Source organism: Streptomyces sp. NPDC127084 (assembly GCF_042724175.1).
Lineage (GTDB): Bacteria > Actinomycetota > Actinomycetes > Streptomycetales > Streptomycetaceae > Streptomyces.
In genome coordinates this window covers 1-25,519 of sequence record NZ_JBHXFA010000110.1, presented here as the reverse complement: position 1 = coordinate 25,519, position 25,519 = coordinate 1, and the positions used below count along the sequence as shown (strand labels likewise).

The window sequence follows — 25,519 nt, the reverse complement described above, 5'->3', positions numbered from 1 at the left end:
GATGTGTATAAGACCCAGCCGCCCCTGCGCGGCCCGGCCCAGCGGGGGGTGCAGGCGCCCCCGGTGCCCTGGAGACCCCCGGCACCCGGGGGCTCATGCCGTATGCCGCGCCCTGAGGGCGCCTGTGCGCACGTCCGCGTAGCCGACGGGTACTCCCGCTCTGGCGCCGTACTCCTACATCTTCACCACGCCGAGCTGCACCAGCAGGCCCAGCCGGTCGAACTGCCACCAGCTCTCGCTGATCATGCCCTCGCGGAACCGGTGGGTGGTCGTCCCGGTCATCGTGCACTGCTTGCCGGTCGGCTCGATGCCCATGAACTCCCCGTTGTGCCGACCGTTCCAGGTCCAGCGGGTGGTGACGCGGTCGCCTTCGGCGATCTGGTCCTCCAGCTCGAAGGTGAAGTCGAACGCCGCGGTCCACCGGGCGAGTTCGCTCAGGTAGGCGTCGATACCGATGAGGCCGGCGGGGTTGGACGGATCGTGGTCCTGGTAGTCGTGGGTCAGCAACTCGCGCAGCAGCTCCGGGCTCCCCGCGAGGCAGTCCAGGAAGAACCTGCGGCTCGCGCCCTTGTTCAACTGCTCGTCCCTGACCACGTCCAGATCGGTGAACGTCGGCATGCCGTCGCACAGCTCCACCATCTTCTGGAAGTTCCGTTCGGTCTCGGGCAGGTTCGAATTCCTCATCGCGTCTTCGTACGAGGGGAATTCGACCAGCTCGATGACATGGGCCGAATCCGAGCGGTCCGTGGCGACCAGGCTGTGGGTCGCGGTGCGCCTGCCGCCGGTCTGCTCGACCCAGGTGTCCAGGAGCCGGTTCAGCTCGTCCAGGCGCTCTGTCTTGCATTCGATCATTTGCACGAACGTCATGGCGTCTCCCTGAGGGGCGCTGGGGGAGTCACGGGATGCGTCCATTTTAGTGAAGTTCGCACTGGTTCGTCTGATCAGTTAGGTCCGTACTTACGGCCTGCCCGCGAGCTGAACCCGCCCAGCACTCCCCGGGGCGCCAGCTTCACCACGCCCATCAGCGCCTTGTAGCGCGGATCGGGAATGGACAGCGTTTTCCCGCGCGCGAGGTCGGACACCGCCGCGGCGACCAGTTTGTCGGCGTCCAGCCACATCCAGTCGGGGATGTTGGATGTCCCCATCCCGGCCCGCTCATGGAACTCGGTGCGTACGAATCCGGGGCACAGTGCCATCAGCCGTACCCCGGAACCCGCGAGATCGCGCGCCGCGCCCTGGGTGAACTGCACGACCCACGCCTTGGACGCCCCATATGTGCCCCGGGGCAGGAACGCGGCCACCGAGGCCACGTTCACCACCCCGCCACGGCCGCGCTCCCGCATCGGCCCGACAGCCGCCGAGGTCAGCCGCAGCACCGCCTCGCAGTGCACCTTCAGCATCCGCAGCTCGTCCGCCATGGACACTTCGAGATAGCGCCCCTTGTTGCCGAACCCGGCGTTGTTCACCAGCAGGTCCACCGGGCGTCTGCGGTCGCCGAGCCGGATCTCGACCGACTCGATACCCTCGTCCTCCGCCAGATCGGCGGTCAGCACTTCCGCCTCGATGCCGTGCCGGTCGTGCAGCTCGGTCGCCTGCTCCTGGAGCCGTTTGGTGTCGCGGGCCACCAGGACCAGATCATGTCCGTCCGCGGCCAGTCGCCGCGCGAACGCGGCGCCGATGCCGGCGGTCGCGCCGGTGATGAGTGCTGTCGTCATGTACGGCACGTTAGTGCCCCGCCCGTACGTGCGGCATACGCGCGATCAGGGTGCGCCATGCCGGTGACAGGCCCGGCGGCGCGGCCCATGGCGCCTATCGGGAGCCGTACTTGGCCGCGTACTCCCGCGCGGTGTGCAGCAGCCCGGATTCCATCCACTCGGCCGCCACCAGGGTGCGCGGCAGGAGTTCGCGCTCCAGCGTCGCGGCCCGGAACAGCAGGGCCACCGTGATGTCGTGGTCCGGGCGGTGTGCGATCTCTATCGGATCGCCGGCCTGGATCGTCCCGGGCTCGATGACCCGGAGCAACGCGCCCGGTGCCGCCGTTCGGGTGAATCGCCGGACCCAGCCCCGCTCACCGAGATGCCCCTGGAAGGTGTTGCAGGGGACGCGGCCACCGGTCACCTCCAGCAGCACATCGGTGCCGATGCGCCAGCGCTCGCCGATGAGCGCGCCGTTCACATCGAGGCCGCGGGTGGTGAGGTTCTCGCCGAACCCTCCGTCCGCGAGTGGCCGTCCGAGCTCACGCTCCCAGGAGTCGAGGTCCTCGCGCGCGAAGGCCGTGACGGCACGGTCGTCGCCGCCGTGGAAGCGCAGATCGCTGACGAAGTCCCCCTCGACACCGCTGCGGGCGACGCCCTTGGGGCCGGGGGCGAACACCCGTACGGCACCGTCGACCGGGCGTTTGTCGATGCCGGTGACCCCGCTGGCCGCGTCGGCGTAACCGACGGCCTTGGCCTGGCCCGCATTCACAGACTGAAGCTTCATACGTATGACGCTAACCCAGCGCCGCGCGGCCCAAGACGGGCCCGTACGGTCGCGGTGGAGCCCGCCGCGCACCCCCCGCGAGAACGGGCTCGCTGACCCTGTCGGATCCGGTCCAGGTGCCCGCGGTGGCCGCGATCCTCGAGCAGCCTGCCTTCACCACGGCAGGCACGCAGACATGGTGCCGCCACCGTCATCGCCGTGGCGGGGGTCTGCTGCCATGTGGGCGGGCCTGGAACGGCTCAGACCAAGGCCCGGCGGGCGCTGACGCGGACGCCGTTGCAGGAACGTTTCTTCGTTTGTTGTCGCCGGTTGCTGGGATCAGGTGTGGCCGCCGCCCGTGGCGCCGCCTGCGCTCGACGCCGGGATCAGCCGGTTCCGTGCCCGCCCCATGAGCTCCTCACGTTCGTCCTCCGTCAGTCCGCCCCACACCCCGTAGGGCTCCCGCACCGCCAGCGCGTGCGCCGCGCACTCCGCACGCACCGGACATCTCATGCAGACCTCTTTCGCCGAGTTCTCGCGCGCGCTCCTCGCCGCGCCGCGTTCCCCTTCAGGGTGGAAGAAGAGTGAGCTGTCTACCCCACGGCACGCTGCGAGCAGCTGCCAGTCCCACAGATCGGCGTTCGGTCCGGGAAGGCGGGAGAAATCTGCCATAGCGCATGTCCCCTTGTAGCCGTGCTGAGTGGATGTCTGAAGCTCCGACCGTACATCTACGGTGTTAGTAGATGTAAATATGACTCATTGCGAATCTAGCCACAGACACCAGCAAAAGGGAAGAAAAGCCGCCAAATGGGGCATAGACCCCGCTCAGCCCCTCGCTGAACCGTGTTGCTCTCCTCCGTGCGTGGCTCCTCACGTAGAGTGCCGAAGGCGTTCGTCGCACCCGTAACTCTTTCGAGTGACCGTCGTTGAGAGGGCGGAGGCGGTTGAGAGAACAAGCACTCGGGCAGAGATTCGGGTGCGTCAACCGCACAGGTGACGATACGTAACCAGCCTGGAGGCTCAAGGTGACGCGCATCAGCTGCGGAGGGCGGCCATGACATCCGTCCTCGTCTGCGACGACTCCCCGCTCGCCCGAGAGGCGCTCCGCCGCGCGGTCGCAACCGTGCCCGGCGTAGAGCGTGTGACGACCGCGGCCAACGGCGAGGAAGTCCTCCGCCGATGGGGCGCCGACCGCTCGGACCTGATTCTGATGGACGTACGCATGCCCGGACTGGGCGGCGTGGAGACGGTCCGTCGGCTGCTCTCCGCCGACCCCGGCGCCCGGATCATCATGCTCACGGTCGCCGAGGACCTGGACGGGGTGGCGCTCGCCGTGGCCGCCGGCGCCCGGGGCTATCTGCACAAGGACGCCTCGCGCGCCGAGCTGCGGGCCACGGTGACCCAAGCGCTGGCCGACCCGACCTGGCGGCTCGCCCCGCGCAGGCTGCGGTCGGCCGAGATGGGTGCGGCTCCCACACTCACCGCGCGGGAGATCCAGGTGCTGGAAGGCATGAGCCACGGCCGGTCGAACGCCGAGATCGGGCGCGAGCTGTTCCTCTCCGAGGACACGGTGAAGACCCACGCCCGGCGACTCTTCAAGAAGCTGGGCGCCTCGGACCGGGCGCACGCGGTGGCGCTCGGATTCCGCTGGGGCCTGGTTCGCTGAGCGGTGCCTGGTGAGGCTGGGTTCGTACCCGGCGAACAGGCTCACGGTGCGCGCCCCTCGCGGCGGGGGCGCCGCCGGGGCGCGGTAGCCAGGGGGTGGGGCATGGCGCCGGGAACGGCGCCCGGCATGGCGTCCCGGGCCGCGCCGTGAGTGTCGCCGCGAGTGGCATCGCCCACGCCCGCCCACTGGCGGGCGTGGCGACCACGGGCCGCAGTCACACGTTTCCCGCGGGATGCCGCATCCTTGAGGTGTGGAGCTTCTCGGGGACAGGTCGTTCGAGCGCAAGGGGAGGGCGCAGGAGATGACGTCCGGCGCACCTGCTCATAACGCTTCGGTGCACAACTATGGACGCGGTGCCATGGACCAGCGGCAGTCAAGGCACCATGGACCGATGCGCAACGACGAGGCGGTGAATGCCCGCGGGGTGGTCGGTGCACTCGTTCTGCGCGCCGTCGAAGGCGATGAGCAGGCGACGCACGATCTGCTCGCGCATGTGCACCCGCTCGCGCTGCGCTACTGCCGTACGCGGCTCAGTCGGCTGCCCGGTGACGCTCGTCACTTCGTGGAGGATCTGGCGCAGGAGGTCTGTGTCGCCGTCCTCATGGCGCTGCCGCGCTACCGGGATACGGGAAAGCCGTTCGAGGCGTTCGTCTTCGCGATCGCCGCTCACAAGGTCGCGGATCTCCAGCGGGCCGCCATGCGGCACCCGGGATCCACGGCCGTACCGTCCGATGAGATGCCCGAACGCCCCGACGACTCACTCGGCCCCGAGGAGCGGGCGCTACTCAGTGACGACGCGGAGTGGGCCAAGCGGCTGCTCGCCAATCTGCCGGAGAACCAGCGGGAGCTGCTGGTGCTGCGGGTGGCCGTGGGGCTGACCGCCGAGGAGACCGGGCAGATGCTGGGGATGTCGCCGGGGGCGGTGCGGGTGGCGCAGCACCGGGCGCTCAGCAGGCTGCGTGCACTCGCGGAGCAGTAGGGGGCGCAGGCGGGTTGTGGCAGGAGGTGAGTGCGGCAGCTTGAGTGGCCGTATGAACGTATGAACACACAAAGCTGCTCTGTGATCTTGATCGTGGAATGAGACGGCGGTGAATCCCGTTAGCATGGTTATCCGCACTGATCAAGGCCATCTGGGGAAGGTGTCATGACTGCCAACGTCGACGGAGTGCCCGAGAAATTCGCGACACTCGGGCTGACCTACGACGATGTGCTCCTGTTGCCTGGCGCGTCCGACATGGCACCCGACCAGATCGACACCTCCTCGTTCATCTCGAAGAACGTCCGGGTCAACATCCCGCTGCTGTCAGCGGCCATGGACAAGGTCACCGAGTCCCGGATGGCCATCGCCATGGCCCGCCAGGGCGGCGTCGGCGTGCTGCACCGCAATCTCTCCATCGCCGACCAGGCCAACCAGGTCGACCTGGTCAAGCGCTCCGAGTCCGGCATGGTCACCGACCCCATCACGGTGCACCCGGACGCCACGCTGGCCGAGGCCGACGCCATCTGCGGCAAGTTCCGCATCAGTGGCGTCCCGGTCACCGACCAGGCGGGGAAGCTGCTGGGCATCGTCACCAACCGCGACATGGCCTTCGAGACCGACCGCACCCAGCAGGTGCGGGACGTCATGACCCCGATGCCGCTCGTCACCGGCAAGGTGGGGATCTCCGGCGTGGACGCCATGGAGCTGCTGCGCCGCCACAAGATCGAGAAGCTGCCGCTTGTGGACGACCTCGGCATCCTCAAGGGCCTGATCACGGTCAAGGACTTCGTCAAGGCAGAGAAGTACCCCAACGCGGCGAAGGACAAGGAGGGCCGGCTCCTCGTCGGCGCTGCCGTCGGAGTCGCGGGCGACGCGTTCGAGCGCGCCCAGGCCCTGATCGAGGTGGGTGTCGACTTCATCGTCGTGGACACCGCCCATGGGCACTCCAAGCTGGTCGGTGACATGGTCGCCAAGATCAAGTCCAATGCGCAGGTCGATGTCATCGGCGGCAATATCGCGACCCGCGACGGCGCCCAGGCGCTCATCGACGCTGGTGTGGACGGCATCAAGGTCGGCGTCGGCCCCGGTTCGATCTGCACCACCCGTGTCGTCGCCGGTATCGGCGTCCCGCAGGTCACGGCGATCTACGAGGCCGCCCTCGCCGCCAAGGCGGCAGGCGTCCCGGTCATCGGTGACGGCGGTCTCCAGTACAGCGGCGACATCGCCAAGGCCCTGGTCGCCGGAGCCGACACGGTGATGCTCGGCTCGCTGCTCGCGGGCTGCGAGGAGTCGCCCGGCGAGCTGCTGTTCATCAACGGCAAGCAGTTCAAGTCCTACCGCGGCATGGGTTCGCTCGGTGCCATGCAGTCCAGGGGCGAGCAGCGCTCCTTCTCCAAGGACCGCTACTTCCAGGAGGGCGTCGCGTCCGACGAGAAGCTGGTCCCCGAGGGCATCGAGGGCCAGGTGCCCTACCGGGGCCCGCTCTCCGCGGTGGTCCACCAGCTCGTCGGCGGCCTGCGCCAGTCGATGTTCTACGTCGGCGGGCGTACGGTGCCGGAGCTCCAGGAGCGCGGCCGGTTCGTGCGGATCACGTCCGCGGGGCTCAAGGAGAGCCACCCGCACGACATCCAGATGACGGTCGAGGCGCCGAACTACAGCAGGAAGTAGCGGAAAGTAGCGGCGAGATCGTTTCACCATGGGCGGTTCCGGGGATTCCCGGAACCGCCCCTGGCGTATGCGTCGGGGATACTGGTAGGCGCAGACGTAGAGGGAAAGGCCACACATCGTGACTGAGATCGAGATCGGGCGCGGCAAGCGCGGCCGCAGGGCGTACGCGTTCGACGACATCGCCGTCGTACCGAGCCGGCGCACCAGGGACCCGAAGGAGGTCTCGATCGCGTGGCAGATCGACGCCTACCGCTTCGAACTGCCCTTCCTGGCCGCCCCGATGGACTCGGTCGTCTCCCCGCAGACCGCGATCCGCATCGGTGAGCTCGGCGGCCTGGGCGTGCTGAACCTCGAAGGCCTGTGGACCCGGTACGAGGACCCGCAGCCGCTGCTGGACGAGATCGCGGAGCTGCCGGCCGAGAGCGTGACCCGCCGCCTCCAGGAGATCTATGCCGCGCCGATCAAGGAGGAGCTGATCGGGCAGCGCATCAAGGAGGTGCGTGACGCCGGAGTCGTCACGGCCGCCGCGCTGTCGCCGCAGCGGACCGCTCAGTTCTCCAAGGCCGTCGTGGACGCGGGCGTGGACATCTTCGTCATCCGCGGCACGACCGTCTCCGCCGAGCATGTCTCCGGGGCCGCCGAACCGCTCAACCTCAAGCAGTTCATCTACGAGCTCGACGTCCCGGTCATCGTGGGCGGCTGCGCCACCTACACCGCCGCGCTGCACCTGATGCGTACCGGTGCCGCGGGCGTCCTGGTCGGCTTCGGCGGCGGCGCCGCGCACACCACGCGGAACGTGCTGGGCATCCAGGTCCCCATGGCCACCGCGGTCGCGGATGTCGCCGCGGCCCGCCGCGACTACATGGACGAGTCCGGCGGCCGCTACGTCCACGTCATCGCGGACGGCGGTGTCGGCTGGTCCGGCGACCTCCCGAAGGCCGTGGCCTGCGGTGCGGACGCCGTGATGATCGGCTCCCCGCTGGCCCGAGCCACCGACGCCCCCGGGCGGGGCCACCACTGGGGCATGGAGGCCGTCCACGAGGACGTCCCGCGCGGAAAGCTGGTCGACCTGGGCATCGTCGGCACGACGGAGGAGATCCTGACCGGTCCCTCGCACAGCCCGGACGGGTCGATGAACTTCTTCGGCGCGCTGAAGCGCGCGATGGCGACGACTGGCTACAGCGAGCTGAAGGAGTTCCAGCGCGTCGAGGTGACCGTCGCGGACTCCCAGCACAAGCGGTAACGCGTGACGCTGTGCGGCGCGGGGCGCGGTTCCTTGAGTCTGCCGCGCCCCCGTCGCACGTGTGAGCCCCACCCCGATGCGATGTCGACGGACACCCCACACACTCCGGATGTCGCGACGCGGTGCGGCACACCGCGAAACCCGGCCCGCGCCGCGGATGGGCTGGTTCACCGGGTGGGGACACCCGATGAACCAGCCGTTTCAAGCGGTGGTCATGCCTTCTTCGCGCCGCCGAACGCGGCGAACGCCGCCAGTGCGAAGAACACGATGTCCATGAAGCCCATGGCCAGACCCCAGACTTCGGTCACCATGCCGAAGTCGTCGAAGAGCACCTCGGTCACGGAGATCTTCAGCTCCTTGCCGAAGATGATCGCGATCGCCAGAAGCTGCCCCGCGTACACCGCGCCGATCGAGAGCACGGCGCTCACCACCGGCAGGACCGGGTTCCTACCGCCGGCCTTCGCCGCGGCGAAGCCGACGAGGAAGCCGACACCGATCGCCGCGTAACCGATCTCCCGGTCGATGGCACCGGCGATACCTCCGTACGCGCCTGCCGCGACGAGAGCGGCGACGACCGCGGCCACCAAGCCGAGGGCGACGTTGTCACGGGCCGGAGCGGGCGCCGGAGCCGGGGCGGCGGTGGCCGCGTCCGTGGCGAACGGATTACCTGACGGCGGCGGCATGGATTCGGACATGCTGAAGTTCCCCCCTGGGACTAAGAAACGCACAGATGTGCGACAAGTGGCGTTGGAGGCTAGCACCTCCGTGCGACAGTCAACATCCGGATTGACCGGCCCCTGTCCTGGTGCTCAGAGGCGGTGTGCCGCGCCCGCCGGGGACACCCCCCTGGTGTCGAGCAGCAACTGCGCCTTCACCGAGAGGCCTTGGAGGTCGTAGGTGCGGTGGTGCTGGAGCAGGATCGTCAGGTCGGCGTCGGCGGCTGCCTCGTAGAGGAAGTCCGCACGGGGGACCGGGCGGTCCTGGACGCGCCAGTCGGAGACGTAGGGATCGTGGAAGCTGACGGAGGCGCCCAGCTCCCGCAGCCGACCGGCGATCTCGGGGGCGGGTGAGCCGTCGAGGCCGGCGAGATCCGCCGTGCCGGTGACGCCGAGGAGCAGTACGCGCGCGCCGCGTACGGACTTCCCGTGATCGTTGAGCAGCGCGGCGCAGCGCTGGATGACGTAACCGGGCATGCTCTCGTTGATCCGGCCTGCCAGTTCGACCAGGCGCAGAGGCTGGTGCGCGCCGATGGCGTCGAGGGGCATGCCGTGCCCGCCGACGCCGGGTCCCGGCCGGAAGGCCGGGAAGCCGAACGGTTTGGTCTCGGCGCAGCGGATGACGTCCCACAGATCGACGCCGAGGTCATGGCAGAGCACCGACATCTCGTTGACCAGGGCGGTGTTGACGTGCCGGAAGTTGGTTTCGAGCACTTTGACGGTCTCCGCCTCGCGCGGTCCGCGTGCTCTGACCACCTTGTCGGTGAGACGTCCGTAGAACGCGACGACGGCTTCGGTGCAGGCGGGGGTGAGCCCCCCGATCACCTTGGGAACCGCGGCGCAGCCGGGTGAGCGGTCGCCTGGGTCGAGCCGGCTCGGAGAGTGGGCGAGTGCGAAGTCATGACCCGCGCGGAGTCCCGATCCGGTTTCGAGGATGGTCCGCAACCGGCCTTCCGTGGTGCCGGGCGGCACCGCGGACTCCAGTACCACGGTGGTGCGCGGGCGCAGTCGGGTGGCGAGGGCGCGGGCGGCCTCGTCGAGGGCGGTCAGGTCGGGTCGGCGGTCCGTGCCGAGGGGGGCGGGGACGCAGATGACGGCGGTACGGACCCGGCCGAGCGTGCCCGGGTCGGTCGTGGCCCGGAAACCGCCCGCGAGCATACGGCGGATCCCGGCCGCGTTGAGCGAGCCGTCCACCGGGGGGCGTCCGGCGGCCAGTTCGGCGACCGGGCGCGGATCGGTGTCATAACCGATGGTCTCGATACCGGCGGCCACGGCCGCGTGGGCGAGTGGCAGTCCGAGATGGCCGAGTCCGATGACGGCGAGATCTGCTGGCATGGCCGGGGGCCGTCCTTCCCTGTAAGCGAAGGGGACGCTGCTCGCAACTTCTGGGGAGCCGAAACGAGCGAGTGCAATGTCAGACTAGGAGTAAATATGACCGAAATATGGCATTGCGCGTCGCTGGTACTGCGAGTGTTGTCCACAGGCGGTGGCTGAAGTGGGGGAGTGCGGACAGAATCGAGGTGTGAGTCCCACCCATGGGGGCGACGGGAGGCAGCTGTGAGGACAGCGACACTGGGGCCCGCCGAGCGTGCCGAGGCACTCGCCGCGCTGGCGGAACGTGAGCTGGACGTGCTGGTCGTCGGCGCGGGTGTGGTCGGTGCGGGCACCGCACTGGACGCCGCGACCCGCGGGCTCTCCACCGGACTGGTGGAGGCCCGGGACTGGGCGTCCGGCACCTCCAGCAGATCCAGCAAGCTCATCCACGGCGGTCTGCGGTATCTGGAGATGCTGGACTTCGCGCTCGTCCGGGAGGCCCTCAAGGAGCGCGGACTGCTGCTTGAGCGGCTCGCCCCGCACCTGGTGCGGCCCGTGCCCTTCCTGTATCCGCTCCAGCACAGGGGCTGGGAGCGGCTCTACGCCGGATCGGGTGTCGCGCTGTACGACGCCATGTCGGTGTCATCGGGCCACGGCCGCGGCCTGCCCCTCCACCGCCATCTCAGCCGTACGCACGCCCTGCGCGTCGCACCGTGTCTGCGCAAGGAAGCCCTGGTGGGCGCTCTGCAGTACTACGACGCCCAGATGGACGACGCCCGCTTCGTGACCACCTTGGTGCGCACGGCTGCGAGCTACGGCGCCCATGTCGCCAGCAGGGCGCGGGTCGTCGGCTTCCTGCGGGAGGGCGAGCGGGTCGTGGGCGCCCGGGTGCAGGACGTGGAGGCCGGTGGGGAGTACGAGATCCGGGCCAAGCAGATCGTCAACGCCACCGGGGTGTGGACCGACGACACCCAGGCGCTGATCGGCGAGCGCGGACAGTTCCATGTCAGGGCCTCCAAGGGCATCCACCTGGTGGTGCCCAAGGACCGGATCCACTCCACCACAGGGCTGATCCTGCGCACAGAGAAGTCCGTGCTCTTCGTCATCCCCTGGGGTCGGCACTGGATCATCGGGACCACGGACACCGACTGGGACCTGGACAAGGCCCACCCCGCCGCCTCCAGCGCCGACATCGACTATCTGCTCGAACACGTCAACTCAGTCCTGGCCGTTCCGCTCAGCCGGGACGACGTCCAGGGTGTGTACGCGGGGTTGCGCCCGCTGCTCGCAGGCGAGTCGGAGGCCACCAGCAAGCTCAGCCGCGAGCACACCGTGACGCACACCGCCCCGGGGCTGGTCGTCGTCGCCGGCGGCAAGTACACGACCTACCGGGTGATGGCGAAGGACGCCGTGGACGAGGCGGTGCACGGCCTCGACCAGCGGGTGGCGTCCTGTGTCACGGAGGATGTGCCGCTCCTGGGAGCCGAGGGCTACCGGGCACTGTGGAACTCCCGGGCGAGGATCGCCGAGAGCACCGGTATCCATGTCGCTCGGGTGGAGCACCTGCTGGACCGGTTCGGTTCCATGACCGCGGAAGTGCTGGAACTCATAGCGAAGGACCCCGGTCTCGGCGAGCCGCTCGCCGCCGCCGACGACTATCTGCGGGCCGAAGTCGTCTACGCCGCCTCCCATGAGGGTGCCCGCCACCTGGACGACGTCCTCACCCGGCGTACGAGGATCTCCATCGAGACCTTCGACCGGGGTACGCGCAGCGCCAGGGAGTGCGCGGAGTTGATGGCGCCGGTGCTCGGCTGGGACAAGGAACAGATAGAGAAGGAGATCGCGCACTACGAGAAGCGGGTGGAAGCCGAGCGGGAGTCCCAGCGGCAGCCGGACGACCTGACGGCCGACGCGGCACGCCTGGGAGCACCCGACATCGTCCCGCTGTAGGTGGTCGGACCACGGGTCCGCGGGGGTGCTCGGTTCGGTGTGCGCGGTCAGGTGTGTGCCGCCGGGGCGCACACCTGACCTACCGGCTGGTCACTTGTCCTCTGGTGTCCGGGATCAGCGCCGCAGCCCCAAGTCGTCGGAACCGTACGGAGTACCTCTCCGCACGCCTGTACTGACGCACGGCGGACCCGGGAGCATCAGCGGTCCTGGAATAAGAGAGAATGAGGACTCTTCCAGAGCGCGTTACCGCTTCGCGTGGGAGCGGCATACGCGGGCGGGGATCAGGGATCGCAGAGGGGACGCATGTCGGAGGCGGAGCAGTCGCGGGACACGACACCGGAGCCCTTGCGGGACACTGACCAGGACGCTGCTGAAGGCGCCGTGGCGAAGAGCTCTGACGGGGGCTCGGGGGCGGAAGCGGACAGGAGAGCGGCGGACGCGAAGCCCTCGGAGGGTGCCAGGCCGGCCAAGGGCGCCAAGGCAGAGGACGCCGAGGACGGCGCAGAGGCCGAAGGCGTCAAGGACGGCGTAGAGGCCGAAGGCGTCAAGGACGGCGCAGAGTCCGAGGACGTCAAGGAAGCCGCAGAGCCCGAGGACGACAACGGCTCCAGCGACGCCAAGGGTTCCACGGGCGACAAGGGCTCCAAGGGCGCCATGGGTACCGGCGGAGGGACGGATTCGGAGACGGGGGCCAAGGGCTCGCGCGTCGGTAGGACTGACCCGGCGTCTGTCGCCGGGCGCGATACGGCCAAGGGCGCGGATGCCGCCGCGGACGCGGGCACGAGCAGTGCCCGTGCCGATGGCGGCCGGGCCAGCGCCATGGGAGCCGGGTCTGCCGGACGCGGTACGGTCGCTGCGGTGAGGCCGTCGGCCGAGGGGCGGCTGCTGGGCGGGCGCTACCGGATCGGCGGGGTGCTCGGACGAGGCGGCATGGGCACCGTGTGGCGTGCCGTCGACGAAACGCTCGGACGTACCGTCGCCGTGAAGGAGCTGCGCTTCACCAGCAGCATCGACGAGGACGAGAAGCGCCGGCTCATCACCCGTACCCTGCGCGAGGCCAAGGCGATCGCCCGGATCCGCAACACCAACGCGGTGACGGTCTACGACGTGGTGGACGAGGACGACCGGCCCTGGATCGTGATGGAGCTCGTCGAGGGCAAGTCGCTGGCGGAAGTGCTGCGAGAGGACGGGCTTCTGACGCCGCGCCGGGCGGCCGAGGTCGGTCTCGCGATCCTCGACGTACTGCGCTCCGCGCATCGCGAGGGCATCCTGCACCGCGATGTGAAGCCGTCCAACGTGCTCATCGAGACCGACGGGCGGGTCGTCCTCACCGACTTCGGTATCGCGCAGGTCGAAGGCGACCCCTCCATCACGTCCACCGGCATGCTCGTCGGCGCGCCCTCCTATATCTCTCCGGAGCGCGCCCGGGGCCACAAGCCCGGCCCGGCGGCCGACCTCTGGTCGCTCGGCGGTCTGCTGTACGCGAGCGTCGAGGGCTGCCCGCCGTATGACAAGGGCTCAGCGATCGCCACCCTCACCGCTGTCATGACCGAGCCGCTCGACCCGCCCAAGAACGCGGGCCCGCTGGAAGAGGTCATCTACGGCCTGCTGGCCAAGGATCCGGCGCAGCGGCTCGATGACGCGGGTGCCCGTGCCCTGCTGCTCGACGTCATCCGTATGCCCGAGGCCCCGGCCGTGCCCGAGCCGTCCCCCGAGGCGACCCGCGTGGTGCCCCTGCCCCCGCTGCCGCCGGAGCCCGCCGTACCGGCGAAGGAGCGTGGCAAGGACGGCACCGATGACCGTGCGAAGGAGCGCGCCAAGGGTGCCGCCGACGCGGCCGCCGAACGGGTGCGCAGCGCCCTGCGCTCCGTACGGAACGCGGCGGCGAAGCCCGACCGGGAGCCCGTGCCCGCGACCGCTACGACGGCGGCGACCGGCACCCGGACGGCTCCCGTGCGGGCTCCGCTCACCGATGTGGTGCCCCGCCGCACCCTGGTGATCATCGCGCTGGTCGCCGCGCTGGCCGTGCTCGCCACAGTGCTCGCCGTCGCGTTCAGCGGCGACGACAAGGCCGGCGGCCAAGGCAGGACGGGCAACGGCACGGCGGCAGGCGGTGCCACCTCCGGCGGCGACGGCAAGGCCAACGACGGCAGCGGCGCCGACGGCACCAAGGGCGACCCCGAACAGGGTGTCGACGGCGGCAAGGACACCGCGGGCGGCGATGCCACGGGCAAGGACACCGCGGGAAGCACCGCCGGTACGCAGCCGTCCGGCGGCCCGAAGACGGGGGTCTCCGCCGGTGGCGGCGGTGCGCCGGGCGGGCTCCCGGCCGGATACACGATGGTGACGAACGACCGGTTCCACTTCACCATGGCCATGCCGGCGAACTTCCGGATGACGCACGTCGCTGGCCAGGACTCGGGCGGCATCTTCAACACCGCCAAGGGCGCCTTCCCCAGGGTCCAGGTCGACTTCACCGGCAGCCCCGGCGGGGACGCCAAGCTGGCCTGGACGCAGGCGGTCGCGGTCGTGAGCGCCAGCAGCGACGGCTACAAGACCCTCAGCATCAGTTCCGTGGACTACAAGGGCTATCCGACCGCCGCCGACTGGGGCTTCGAGCGCAACCAGGGCGGACAGCGTGTGCGTGTGCTCAACCGCGGCTTCAAGGTCGACGCCGGCCACGGTTACTCGATCATGGTCAGCTGCAAGGCGAGCGAATGGGACGGAAAGGAGTGCGCGACGCTGCGCGATACGGCGTTCGCGACGTTCTCGCCCAAGTACTGAACAAGCCACGTATCGTGAGAGACCGAAGACCATACGCAGTCGCAAGCGGCCGTTCGGGTGAACGGTTTTGACGGTTCGTAGCGTCTTCGCGACCGTGGGCCGTGCGCTGGTGGGGAGGCGTCGTGGACGACTACGCGGGACGGGTGCTCGCCGAGCGCTACCGCCTGCCGCTTCCGCCGTCCGATGAGTACGAGCTCGTAGAGACCCGCGCCTTCGACACCTACAGCGGCCAGGAGGTCGTCGTCCGTCAGCTGCCGCTGCCGGAGGTCGTGGACGCGGAGGTGCTCGAAGCCGCGGGCCCGACGACCGGCTACGGGCAGGGACACCGGCAGGGGCACGGGTACGCGGGGTCGTCCCGTCCCGCCGCGAGCGCCACCCGGCGCCCCGCCGACCCAGCGGTACGGCGGGCCATAGAGGCAGCACAGGCCGCGGCACAGATCCCCGACCACCCGCTGCTCGACCAGGTCTTCGACGTCTTCGCCGAGGCCGGTTCGCTGTGGATAGTGAGCGAGCTGATCCCGGCCCGCCCGCTCGCGGCGCTGCTCGCCGAGAAACCGCTGAGCCCCTACCGGGCAGCGGAGATCGGCTCGGACGTCCTCACCGCGCTGCGTGCCCTGCACGCCCATGGCTGGACCCATCGCAACATCACCATCCGCACGGTGCTGGTCTGCGACGACGGGCGGGTGGTTCTGACCGGTCTGGCCGCGGGTGCCGCCGAGGAGGCCCTGTGCGGCTATGCGCCGGTGCCGGACCAGGGCGCCGAGGTGATCGAAGCGCACGCGGACGATGACGACGCGCCGCATTCGTCCGACCCGCCCGCGCCGCCGACCGGCGCTGCCCCGCTGCCCTGGCAGCCCGGCGCGAGGACCCCGTACACATCCCAGGACTACGGATACGGCTTCGGCGAAGGCTCCGAAGCCACGAGCGACGACACCCGTGCCCCGCGCGGTGGGGAGTCGGCCCAGATCGGCGGCCAAGGCATCGGGCGTCTGCACCACCCGGGTGTGTCCGATGGGCCCGCACCCGTACCGGTACCGGTACCGGCTCCCAACTGGTGGTCGCGTCCGGCGGCCGCCGCCGCCGACGGCGGCCATGACCTGGTCGAGGACGTCTACGACGCCTACGACGCTGACGACGATGACGATGACGGCGACTTCGAGGGGTACCCGAGCGGCCCGCACCGCGTCCAGTTGACCGGCACCTGGCGCGATGGCCCACGTGCGGGCGCCGACGGCTCCGCGCCGATCGCCGCAGGCGGCGGAGCGTCCCCGTACGGCCGTAGCGCCTCCGGCGCCGACGCCCTGCGTGCCGACGCTCAGCGGCTGCCCGTCCAGGCGTCGCAGGGCCCACGAACCGGTACCACCGGCTCCACTACCGGCCGCGGCCCCGGCACCGCGGGTTGGGACGAGACGGCCGTCGCGGACGGCTCCACGGCTCCCGGGTATCGCGGCCCGGCGACGCCCCTCGCCGCAGAGCGTGCCCGCCAGGCGCGGATCGCCGTCGTCGGCGCGGTCACCGAGCGCTGGGCGCCCGAGCAGGCCGGTCCCGTGCACGGGACCTGGCGACTCGCCCCGCCGGTCGGACCCGCCACCGACCTCTGGGCGCTCGGGGCGCTGCTGTTCCGTGCCGTGCAGGGCCACGCCCCGTACCCCGAGGAGAGCGCGGCGGAGCTGGTCCAGATGGTCTGCGCCGAGCCGCCCGCGTTCGCCGAGGAGTGCGGACCGCTGCGCCCGGTCGTCGAGTCGCTGCTGCGCCAGGACCCCACCGAGCGCCCCGACTTCGAGGAGCTGCGCGGCTGGCTGCGCTCGCTGATCAGATCCGCGCCCGAGCCCGACGCGGGCGCGGCGGTGATACCGCTCCCGTCAGTCGACGGTACGCGGTTGCCCGTCGTACGCCGCCGCGGTGAGTTGGTGCGCCGGCGTCGCGCCGGTCTGCCCGAGACCGCCCACGGGCGGCACCGCCACAGAAAGCCACGGCAGACCCGGCAGGTCCGACAGGCAGGCCAGTCACCGCAGTTCAGGAAGCAACGGGAGTCACGTGCGTCACGCAGCCCGCGCTCGCTCGGGCGTCTGCTGCTGGTGCTGATCCTCCTGCTCCTCGCGGCGGCCATCGCGTACGCCGTGCTGTTCATGCCCAAGACCGGAGGCCAGGAGCCCTCATCGGGGCAGCCCGGAGGGGCATCCGACCAGACCGCCGCCGGCAGCGTGCTTCCCGGCCCCAGCGGCCCGTCGTCCGAGACCGGGACCGGGACCCAACAGCCCCCGCGGACCCCGGCCGGCGGGAATCCGGCGGCCTCCGGACCGACCGTGGACCTCGCCGAAGGCTATGCGCTGCGCGACGATCCGGAGGGCTTCCGGATCGCGGTCGACAAGACGTGGCAGCGGCGGCCCATCAACGACAGCGGTCAGGTCCGCTATACCGGCGGGGACTTCACGCTCATCGTCGTGCCCGGTCGTGACACGGTCCGCGAGAACGGCTCCGACCCGATGGCCTATCAGCGGTCCATCGAGCGCGAGTTGCAGCCCTTCCGGGACTCCACCTGGTCGTCGGCGTCCGGGCTGCGCCGTATCGACGTCGGCAAGCAGGCCATGGCCGAAGGGCAGTTCACCTGGCAGGACAGCAGCGGTCGCGAGGTCTACGTCCGCAACCTCGCGATGATCGTGGGCGATCGGTACCACGTCATCCAGGTCATTGGGCCCGAGGGCCAGCGCGATGAGGTGACCGAGATCTACCAGCAGGCGGCGAAGGCGTACCGCCCGGCCCGCTGACGCCTGTCCGGGCGAGCCGTCCCTCGTGACGTTGCGTGTTCAACGGCATCATCGGCTCATCCCACTTGACCGGAATGAGGGTCATCGTCCCCTCGGTGTCCGGGTGGAGGTGACCGCGAGTCGCAACCATCGAGTAACGGAGCGAGTTGGTGAGCCGCCCCGTGTTCCCTGTACGTACTTCCCCTTCGTAACCTGTCATTCCAAGAACCGGGGCGGGGATACGTGGAGAGCATGGGTACAGGAGCGGGACTGGTGCTGGCCGGGAGGTACCGGCTCACGGAGAGCATCGGTCGCGGCGGCATGGGCAAGGTGTGGCGCGCCCAGGACGAACTCCTGCACAGAACCGTCGCGGTGAAGGAGCTCACCGCCGGGCTCTATGTCTCCGAGTCCGACCGTGCCGTGTTGCATGCCCGCACCCAGAAGGAGGCCCGGGCGGCCGCCCGTATCTCCCATCCGGGTGTCGTCACCGTGCACGACGTCCTCGAGTACGACGGGCGGCCCTGGATCGTCATGCAGTACGTCGACGGGCCGTCACTCGCCGACGCCGCCAAGGAGTCGGGTCCGCTGGCCGTGGCCGAGGCGGCCAGGATCGGTCTGCATGTGCTGGGCGCGCTGCGCGCGGCGCACGCGGCCGGGGTGTTGCACCGTGACGTCAAGCCGGGGAACGTGCTGCTCGCTTCGGACGGCCGGGCCCTGCTCACGGACTTCGGCATCGCCGCCATCGAGGGTGACTCCACCATCACCAAGACCGGTGAGATCGTCGGTTCCCTCGACTATCTGGCCCCCGAGCGGGTGCGTGGCGCCGACCCGGGGCCCGCGTCCGACCTGTGGTCCCTCGGCGCCACGCTCTACACCGCGGTCGAGGGCGTCTCCCCGTTCCGCCGTACCTCGCCGCTGTCGACCATGCAGGCCGTGGTGACCGAGGAGCCGACGCCGTCGGAGAAGGCGGGCGTCCTGGGCCCGGTCATCACGGCGCTGCTGCGGAAGGAGCCGGAGGAGCGTCCGCAGTCCGCCGAGCTCGAACGGATGCTGCTGGAGGCGATGGAGGGACGCAGGCCCCAGTCGGCGCAGGCGTATGTGCCGACGCAGACGGTGCCCCGGGGGGACGCGGGGGCGGCGACCGCGCAGCTGCCCGCACCGGGTGGCCTGCCCCTGTCCGTGAACCCGTCCGCGAACGGGCCCCTGAATCCGTCCGGAGTCGCACCCGGCGACACCCCGCTGGGCCCACCGTCCGGGCACCCCGTCCGGCGAACCGCGACCGGGCCCGCGCCGGCGCCCGCAAAGCGACCCGGCCGCTGGCGAAGGGCGCTGCTCGCCGTCGCCGTGGTGGCTGCCGTCGCCGGCGGCGCGGCATACGCCGCCGTCGAGTACACGGGCCGTGGCACGGGCACGGCGGCCGACGGGTCCGGTTCCTCCAGCGCGCCCCAGTCCCAGGCCTCCACCGGGAGCCCGGGGGGCGGGGCTTCGTCCGGAGAGGACCCCGAGGGCTTCACCCGGACCACGGACCCCGAGGGCTTCACCCTGCTCGTACCGAACGGCTGGGTACGGCAGCTGGACGGCAACCAGATCGACTACACGCCCGACAACGGCCGCCATCGCATCCGCATCAGCATCGATGCTTCGCCCGACTTCGAGAACCCGTACATGCACATGCTCGACGTGGAGAAGACCGTCGAGAAGCGGCTGCCCGAGTACAAGCGGCTGACCCTGCACTCCAACGTCTTCCGCGACCACGCGGAGTCGGCGCTCTGGGAGTTCACCTGGACCGAGACCAAGGACCACCCAGGCAACCGCCGTGCGATCGACCAGGTGTACTACGCGGATGACGGCACGGAGTACGCCGTCTATATGTCCGGTCCGGCAGAGAACTGGTCCGAGATCAGACAGCAGTTCGACACCGTGCTCCGGAGCTGGCAGCCCCCTCCGTCGGACGGCTGACGCCGGACTGGCGCCCATCCGCTTCGCCGGCCCACGCGTGCCATGCCCGGCGAGTGCGAAATGTGATCTGACAGCGCCCGCCGTGGCGATAAGCCCCTGATCAGGGCTTATTTGCCAGTGATCACTGGCACGATGTGTGGAGCTCCCGAAAAGCTGTTACCGACGGGTACCCAAAGGCGGGATTGCGTCATACCCTCGCCCCCATGACGGACTCGCAGGCCCTCGCTCCCCACTCCAGCGCCCCCCTCGGCACCAACCCGGTCGCCGCCGCCCCGGCCGGTGTGCGTACCGCGGCCGACGTGGTCACGCCCGAGGTGGTCGCCCAGCTCACCCGTGGTGTCGTCGGCTCAGGCCGCACCGCCAACCACAGCCCCTTCACCGGGGAGAAGCTCGCCGATCTACCCGAGTCCACGCCCGACGACGTGGCCGAGGCATTCGCCCGTGCCCGCGCCGCCCAGCCCGCCTGGGCCGCGACCTCCGCGCGAGCCCGTGCCGCCGTGCTGCTGCGCTTCCACGACCTGGTGCTGGAGCGCCAGGCGGAGGTGCTGGACCTGATCCAGCTGGAGACCGGCAAGGCCAGGCTGCACGCTCAGGAAGAGGTGCTGGGTGTCGCCATCGCGGCCCGGCACTACGGGCGCATGGCGCCGGCGTATCTGAAGCCGAAGCGGCACACCGGTGCCGTTCCGCTGCTCACCAAGACCACCGAGCTGCGCCAGCCGCGCGGTGTGGTCGGCCAGATCGCCCCCTGGAACTACCCGTTCGAGCTGTCCGTGGGCGACGCCCTGCCGGCCTTCGTCTCGGGCAACGCCATCGTGATGAAGCCCGACACCGAGACAGCGCTCACCGCGCTGTGGGCCCGTGACCTGCTGATCGAGGCCGGCCTCCCGGCCGGGGTCTTCCAGGTCGTGCTCGGCGAGGGCCCCGTCGTCGGCCCCGAGGTCGTCAAGCACGCCGACTACGTCTCGTTCACCGGCTCCACCCGTACCGGACGCGAGGTCGCCCAGGGCGCCGCCGCCCGCCTCGTCGGGGTCACCCTCGAACTCGGCGGAAAGAACGCGATGCTGGTGCTGCGCGACGCCGACGTGGACAAGGCAGCGGCCGGCGCCATCCGTGCCTGCTTCTCCTCCGCCGGACAGCTCTGCATCTCCATCGAGCGGCTGTATGTGCACGAGTCGATCGCCGACGCCTTCCTGGAGCGCTTCGCGGCCCGCACCAAGGCGATGCGTCTCGGCCACTCCCTCGCCTACGGCGCCGACATGGGCTCCCTGGTCGGCGAGCGCCAGCTGCAGAACGTCAAGCGCCATGTCGAGGAGGCCGTGGCCAAGGGCGCGACCGTCGTCGCGGGCGGTGTCCACCGCACCGACATCGGCCCGTACTTCTACGAGCCGACCATCCTCGACGGCGTCGAGGCGCCGATGGCCGTCTGCGGCGAGGAGACCTTCGGGCCGGTCGTCTCGATCTACCGCTTCACGGACGAGGACGACGTCATCGAGCAGGCCAACGCCACCGCCTACGGGCTGAACGCCAGTGTGTGGACGAAGGACGGCCGGCGCGGACACGCGGTCGCCGCCCGGCTGCGTACCGGCACCGTCAACATCAACGAGGGCTACGCACCCGCGTACGGCAGCGTCAAGGCCCCGATGGGCGGCATGAAGGACTCCGGCCTCGGCCGCAGGCACGGCTCGGAGGGCATCCTCAAGTACACGGAGGCCCAGACGGTCGCCCACCAGCGGCTGATGCCGCTCGCCCCGTCATTCGGCCTGGACGACGAGAAGTACGCGGCCCTGATGACCACGTCCCTGAAGGCGATGAAGGCCCTGCGCCTCCGGTAACCCGCTCCAGCCCCGCCGCCAGCCGCGCCAAGCCGCGCCCGCACCGCACAGCACCCGTACTCGCACCGAGGAGAGCCATGTCCGATCTTCCTGAGTCCTCAGCAGCCCGGAACCAGGACGAGAACGACGGGAGCGACGTGAACGGATCCGAAGCCGACTCGGCGTACGACTACGACGTCGTCGTCATCGGCTCCGGATTCGGCGGCTCGGTCTCGGCACTGCGCCTCAGCGAGAAGGGCTACCGCGTCGGCGTCCTGGAGGCGGGCCGCCGCTTCACCCGCGAGACCCTGCCCAGGAACTCCTGGGACCTGCGCAACTACCTGTGGGCCCCGGCCCTCGGGCTCTTCGGCATCCAGCGCATCCATCTGCTGGGCAATGTGATGGTGCTGGCGGGCGCGGGTGTCGGCGGCGGCTCCCTGAACTACGCCAACACGCTGTACGTACCGCCCGCTCCGTTCTTCAACGATCCGCAGTGGAAGGACATCACGGACTGGCAGGAGGAGCTGAAGCCCTACTACGACCAGGCCAAGCGGATGCTGGGCGTGCGGCTCAACCCCACCATGACCGCGTCCGACGTGCACCTGAAGGCAGCCGCCGAGGCCATGGGCGTCGGCGACACCTTTCACATGGCTCCGGTGGGTGTCTTCTTCGGCGACGGCAGGGACGCCGCCGGAGAAGACGGGACCGGCGGCACGGCGAAAGTCCAGCCGGGCGCCGAGGTGCCCGACCCCTACTTCGGCGGCGTGGGCCCCTCGCGCCGCGCCTGCACCGAGTGCGGCGAGTGCATGACCGGTTGCCGCCACGGCGCCAAGAACACCCTCAACGAGAACTACCTCCACCTCGCCCAGAAGGCGGGCGCGGTCATCCACCCCATGACGTCGGTCGTCGCCGTCACCGAGGACTCGCGCGGCGGCTTCGCGGTCAGGACACTTCCCACCGACCGGAAGCGCAAGGGCAGCGGGCGTACGTTCACGGCGCGGCGGATCGTCGTCGCAGCCGGGACCTACGGCACCCAGACCCTGCTGCACCGGATGAAGGACACCGGGCTGCTGCCCCGTGTCTCGGCGCGGCTCGGCGAGCTGACCCGTACCAACTCGGAGGCGATCGTCGGCGCCCAGACCGACAACCGCCGCTACCACAAGGCGCACGGGGTGAAGAAGGTCGACTTCACCAAGGGCGTCGCGATCACCTCGTCGATCCACCCGGATTCCGACACCCACATCGAACCGGTCCGCTACGGCAAGGGCTCCAACGCCATGGGGTTCGTCACCGTCCTCCAGGTGCCCTTCAGCGCCAAGCACCGGGTCGCTCGCTGGGCCGCGCACACGGCAAGGCGCCCCTTGCTGGCGATGCGGGCGCTCTCCAACCGGCGCTGGTCCGAGCGGACCATCATCGGTCTGGTCATGCAGTCGCTGGACAACTCACTGACCACCTACCGCAAGCCGAAGGGCCTCGGCAAGGGCCTGCTCACCGCCCGCCAGGGGCATGGAGCGCCCAACCCCACGCAGATTGCCGCGGCCACCGAGGCAGCCACGCTGATCGCGAAGGAGATCAACGGCTTCGCCGGCTCCAACATCGGCGAGCTGATGGGCGCCCCGATCACCGCCCACTTCCTGGGTGGCTGCCCGATCGGCGCCTCCGCCGATTCCGGGGTGATCGACCCGTACCACCGGCTCTACGGACACCCGGGCATCTCGGTCGTCGACGGCGCGGCGGTCTCCGCGAACCTCGGTGTGAACCCGTCCCTGACGATCACGGCCCAGGCCGAGCGGGCGATGTCGTTCTGGCCCAACAAGGGCGAGGAAGACACCCGCCCGGAGCAGGGGGCGGCGTACGAGCGCCTGGCGCCGGTGGCGCCGAAGTCGCCGGCTGTCCCGGCGGACGCCTTCGGTGCGCTGAGCCTGCCGTTCCTGGGGATTCCGGCGGTCCCGCCGAAGAAGTGACCCACCGGTTCCGGACCCGGCCCGGACATGAGAGAGGCGCTGCACCCCCCTCCGAGTGCAGCGCCTCTCTTGCTTTGTGAGCCTCCGCGACCCCGCCCGGTCGTCCGCGAGGTGGCACGTGTCGTGCGCCACGCCGGTCCTGGGCAGGGGTGAGGCGTAAGAGGAAGCCGAATTTGTTGGTTCCGCATGCATGACGTGTGATCGGCGTGAAGGGTTGTCCCGACGCTCACAGAAAATTTATGTGACTGGTGTCACAGGCCTCCCGAGGGAAGCGGCCGTACTCGTTCCGTGACTAATACACGGACAACCATGTACACCTCATTCGGGTCGAATACAGCGCTGACACAGCCGACACGTGGGTAGCGCCCGCCACACCGAAGCATCGAGGTCGTAGATGAATCGCCTTTCCGTCCCGGCCGCACTGCGCCGCAGCGCGGCCGGACTGGCCGCCGCCGGTCTGCTGGCCGTGCCCGGTCTCGCCGCCGCACCCGCCTTCGCGGCCGAGCCGGATCCGGTCTTCACCCTCAGCGGTCCGTCCGATGTGGGTCTGCACGCCTACCCCGCGTCCGGGAAGCCGAAGAGGGCGGTCGTCGACTTCGATGTGGACAACCCGGCCAAGGACGAGGAGGGCTACTTCGAAGGCGAGTACACCGTCACCTTCGACCTGAGCGGCCTGGCCGGTGTCGCGGACGTCCGCTTCGATCCCGAGGGCGGCAGCTCAGATTGCAAGATCACCGGGATGCTCGGCGTCTGCCACGACTGGGGTATCTGGCCAGGGCTCGGCAGTGTCGCCCGCCTGGAGATCACCGCGGCGAAGGGAAGCGAGATCGGCGCGTCCGGGACCATCCAGGTCACCGGTAAGGCCGAGGGCGCGACCTTCACCTCCCACTCGACCAAGGTCGAGGTCGGCGGTGTGGACTTGGTCATGAAGCCGCTCAACCTCAAGCAGGAGGTCAAGCCGGGGGACGCCCAGCCCGCCAGACTCACCTTCGCCAACACCGGCACGTCCGCCGCCCAGCAGGTACTGGTCACCCTCGTGTACTCGCACGGCATCGAGATCCCCGAGCGCTACTCCAACTGCGAGTACGCCCAAGGCGACACGGCCTTCGGGAACACCTACACCAAGGCGGTCTGCCTGCTCGACGGGCCGTTCGAGGCCGGCGAGGTGTACGAGCTGACGGAGCCCTTCACCGTCAAGGCGGCCAAGCACGCCTTCTACGAGGACTTCATCTACCGCGTCACCGAGCACAGCCCGAGCGCGCTGAAGGCGGAGCGCGGCGGTGCCGCGTTCACCCGGGGGACGGGCGCCCCGCTCGCGCTGAAGAAGCTGTCCGCGGCGGCGCGCGGCGCGGACCTCGACCCCTGGGACAACCAGCAGGAGCAGTCGATCCGCGCCAAGAACACCGCGGACTTCGTCGCGTACGGCACCAGCGTCGAGAAGGCCGAGGCCGGCGAGACGGTCAAGTCGACCATCGGCTTCCGCAACAACGGTCCCGCCTGGGTCGCCTACCTCCGCTCCGGCGAGGACATCGGCACCGCCGACGTCAAGGTGCCGGAGGGCGCCAAGGTCACCAAGAAGCCGAAGAACTGCCGCGCCGCCACCGCATCCGGTGACCTGCGCGAGAAGCAGCTCGGCGCGCCGCGTTACTTCTGCACCGTCCCGATGGTCGTGATGGAGAACGAGGACTTCGCCCTGCCCTTCGAGATGAAGATCGAGAAGGTCGTGAAGCAGGCCACCGGCTCCGTCACCGTGCGGGGCTGGTACGAGGAGGAGCCCGCGCTGCACTTCGACCCGAACATGCGCAACAACACCGCCAAGATCGTCCTGAACGGCAAGGACGACTCGGCCGCCACCTCCGGCTCGGGTTCCACCTCGGGTTCCACCTCGGGCTCTTCCACAGGTGGCACGACGGGCGGCTCCGTCGGCGGTTCGAGTGCCGAGGGCGGCACGACCGGCGGCGCCGAGGAGTCCGGCGGCACGTCCGGTTCGGGCTCCGGGTCAGGTGGCGGGCTCGCCTCGACCGGCACCACGGTCATGCTGACCGGCGGTGTCGCAGCCGTCGCACTGGCACTCGGCACTGTGCTGTACGCCAAGACCCGCAGGCGCGCCGCCCAGCGGTAGTCGCACCTCGGCAGCGAGTGGTGAACCCGGCTGGGGGGGGGGGGGGGGGGGGGCCCCCCCCCCCCCCCCCCGCGCCGCCGCGGCCGGGCGGGCGCCCGCCGGCCCCGGGCCCCCCCCGCCGGCGGGCGCGCGCGCG

At 70.2% G+C, this 25,519-nt stretch carries 17 protein-coding genes; 11 read left to right on the top strand and 6 right to left on the bottom strand.

Annotated elements, in window-relative coordinates; translation table 11 throughout:
* Positions 1–174: 174 nt before the first annotated feature.
* From ACFWI9_RS23620 to ACFWI9_RS23605, 4 genes are all read right to left on the bottom strand, one after another.
* Positions 175–867: an ester cyclase gene (locus ACFWI9_RS23620; RefSeq protein ID WP_387164905.1), complete on the bottom strand. Its 693-nt coding sequence runs from the start codon at positions 865–867 to the stop codon at positions 175–177.
* A gap of 74 nt (positions 868–941) precedes the next feature.
* Entirely contained in the window at positions 942–1,715 is a 774-nt protein-coding gene (locus ACFWI9_RS23615) for an SDR family NAD(P)-dependent oxidoreductase (protein WP_387164904.1), read from the bottom strand.
* Positions 1,716–1,809: 94 nt separating this feature from the next.
* The gene (locus ACFWI9_RS23610; protein WP_387164902.1) at positions 1,810–2,481 is read right to left on the bottom strand and encodes an MOSC domain-containing protein; all 672 of its coding nucleotides are present in this window, start codon (positions 2,479–2,481) and stop codon (positions 1,810–1,812) included.
* Between the two features lie 318 nt (positions 2,482–2,799).
* Complete coding sequence (locus ACFWI9_RS23605) at positions 2,800–3,132, bottom strand: WhiB family transcriptional regulator (RefSeq protein ID WP_387164900.1); 333 nt, start codon at positions 3,130–3,132, stop codon at positions 2,800–2,802.
* Between the two features lie 382 nt (positions 3,133–3,514).
* On the opposite strand from ACFWI9_RS23605, the gene ACFWI9_RS23600 reads away from it, so the two are divergent.
* From ACFWI9_RS23600 to ACFWI9_RS23585, 4 genes are all read left to right on the top strand, one after another.
* Complete coding sequence (locus ACFWI9_RS23600; RefSeq protein ID WP_003948568.1) at positions 3,515–4,126, top strand: response regulator transcription factor; 612 nt, start codon at positions 3,515–3,517, stop codon at positions 4,124–4,126.
* A 391-nt stretch (positions 4,127–4,517) separates the two neighbouring features.
* Positions 4,518–5,105, top strand: a complete 588-nt coding sequence (locus ACFWI9_RS23595; RefSeq protein WP_387164898.1) for a sigma-70 family RNA polymerase sigma factor — start codon at positions 4,518–4,520, stop codon at positions 5,103–5,105.
* A 165-nt stretch (positions 5,106–5,270) separates the two neighbouring features.
* Complete coding sequence (gene guaB / locus ACFWI9_RS23590) at positions 5,271–6,773, top strand: IMP dehydrogenase (protein WP_387164896.1); 1,503 nt, start codon at positions 5,271–5,273, stop codon at positions 6,771–6,773.
* A gap of 118 nt (positions 6,774–6,891) precedes the next feature.
* Entirely contained in the window at positions 6,892–8,016 is a 1,125-nt protein-coding gene (locus ACFWI9_RS23585; RefSeq protein ID WP_387164894.1) for a GuaB3 family IMP dehydrogenase-related protein, read from the top strand.
* 212 nt (positions 8,017–8,228) lie between these two features.
* On the opposite strand, the gene ACFWI9_RS23580 is transcribed toward ACFWI9_RS23585, so the two are convergent.
* Positions 8,229–8,711: a hypothetical protein gene (locus ACFWI9_RS23580; RefSeq protein ID WP_387164892.1), complete on the bottom strand. Its 483-nt coding sequence runs from the start codon at positions 8,709–8,711 to the stop codon at positions 8,229–8,231.
* Positions 8,712–8,825: 114 nt separating this feature from the next.
* Positions 8,826–10,067 carry a nucleotide sugar dehydrogenase gene (locus ACFWI9_RS23575; RefSeq protein ID WP_387164890.1) on the bottom strand — a complete coding sequence of 414 codons (1,242 nt, stop codon included), beginning with the start codon at positions 10,065–10,067 and terminating at the stop codon, positions 8,826–8,828.
* Between the two features lie 222 nt (positions 10,068–10,289).
* On the opposite strand from ACFWI9_RS23575, the gene ACFWI9_RS23570 reads away from it, so the two are divergent.
* The 7 genes from ACFWI9_RS23570 (at position 10,290) to ACFWI9_RS23540 (ending at position 25,383) form a co-directional block, all read left to right on the top strand.
* Positions 10,290–11,996 (top strand): glycerol-3-phosphate dehydrogenase/oxidase, encoded by a 1,707-nt coding sequence (locus ACFWI9_RS23570; protein WP_387164888.1) that lies wholly within the window; start codon positions 10,290–10,292, stop codon positions 11,994–11,996.
* Positions 11,997–12,299: 303 nt separating this feature from the next.
* Positions 12,300–14,780, top strand: a complete 2,481-nt coding sequence (locus tag ACFWI9_RS23565) for a serine/threonine-protein kinase (protein WP_387164887.1) — start codon at positions 12,300–12,302, stop codon at positions 14,778–14,780.
* A 122-nt stretch (positions 14,781–14,902) separates the two neighbouring features.
* On the top strand, positions 14,903–17,548 hold the full coding sequence (locus ACFWI9_RS23560; protein WP_387164885.1) for a serine/threonine protein kinase: 2,646 nt from the start codon (positions 14,903–14,905) through the stop codon (positions 17,546–17,548).
* Between the two features lie 231 nt (positions 17,549–17,779).
* Positions 17,780–19,486, top strand: a complete 1,707-nt coding sequence (locus tag ACFWI9_RS23555) for a protein kinase (RefSeq protein WP_387164884.1) — start codon at positions 17,780–17,782, stop codon at positions 19,484–19,486.
* 203 nt (positions 19,487–19,689) lie between these two features.
* Positions 19,690–21,318 (top strand): succinic semialdehyde dehydrogenase, encoded by a 1,629-nt coding sequence (locus ACFWI9_RS23550; protein WP_387164883.1) that lies wholly within the window; start codon positions 19,690–19,692, stop codon positions 21,316–21,318.
* Positions 21,319–21,395: 77 nt separating this feature from the next.
* Complete coding sequence (locus ACFWI9_RS23545) at positions 21,396–23,261, top strand: GMC oxidoreductase (RefSeq protein ID WP_387164881.1); 1,866 nt, start codon at positions 21,396–21,398, stop codon at positions 23,259–23,261.
* Positions 23,262–23,655: 394 nt separating this feature from the next.
* The gene (locus ACFWI9_RS23540) at positions 23,656–25,383 is read left to right on the top strand and encodes a peptidase (protein WP_387164879.1); all 1,728 of its coding nucleotides are present in this window, start codon (positions 23,656–23,658) and stop codon (positions 25,381–25,383) included.
* Positions 25,384–25,519 lie beyond the last annotated feature (136 nt).

Bases quoted from the DNA above. Each gene is read 5' to 3' on its own strand.
- ACFWI9_RS23620 (WP_387164905.1), bottom strand. From the start codon at position 867: ATGACGTTCGTGCAAATGATCGAATGCAAGACAGAGCGCCTGGACGAG.
- ACFWI9_RS23615 (WP_387164904.1), bottom strand. From the start codon at position 1,715: ATGACGACAGCACTCATCACCGGCGCGACCGCCGGCATCGGCGCCGCG.
- ACFWI9_RS23610 (WP_387164902.1), bottom strand. From the start codon at position 2,481: ATGAAGCTTCAGTCTGTGAATGCGGGCCAGGCCAAGGCCGTCGGTTAC.
- ACFWI9_RS23605 (WP_387164900.1), bottom strand. From the start codon at position 3,132: ATGGCAGATTTCTCCCGCCTTCCCGGACCGAACGCCGATCTGTGGGAC.
- ACFWI9_RS23600 (WP_003948568.1), top strand. From the start codon at position 3,515: ATGACATCCGTCCTCGTCTGCGACGACTCCCCGCTCGCCCGAGAGGCG.
- ACFWI9_RS23595 (WP_387164898.1), top strand. From the start codon at position 4,518: ATGCGCAACGACGAGGCGGTGAATGCCCGCGGGGTGGTCGGTGCACTC.
- guaB (WP_387164896.1), top strand. From the start codon at position 5,271: ATGACTGCCAACGTCGACGGAGTGCCCGAGAAATTCGCGACACTCGGG.
- ACFWI9_RS23580 (WP_387164892.1), bottom strand. From the start codon at position 8,711: ATGTCCGAATCCATGCCGCCGCCGTCAGGTAATCCGTTCGCCACGGAC.
- ACFWI9_RS23575 (WP_387164890.1), bottom strand. From the start codon at position 10,067: ATGCCAGCAGATCTCGCCGTCATCGGACTCGGCCATCTCGGACTGCCA.
- ACFWI9_RS23565 (WP_387164887.1), top strand. From the start codon at position 12,300: ATGTCGGAGGCGGAGCAGTCGCGGGACACGACACCGGAGCCCTTGCGG.
- ACFWI9_RS23555 (WP_387164884.1), top strand. From the start codon at position 17,780: ATGGGTACAGGAGCGGGACTGGTGCTGGCCGGGAGGTACCGGCTCACG.
- ACFWI9_RS23550 (WP_387164883.1), top strand. From the start codon at position 19,690: ATGACGGACTCGCAGGCCCTCGCTCCCCACTCCAGCGCCCCCCTCGGC.
- ACFWI9_RS23545 (WP_387164881.1), top strand. From the start codon at position 21,396: ATGTCCGATCTTCCTGAGTCCTCAGCAGCCCGGAACCAGGACGAGAAC.
- ACFWI9_RS23540 (WP_387164879.1), top strand. From the start codon at position 23,656: ATGAATCGCCTTTCCGTCCCGGCCGCACTGCGCCGCAGCGCGGCCGGA.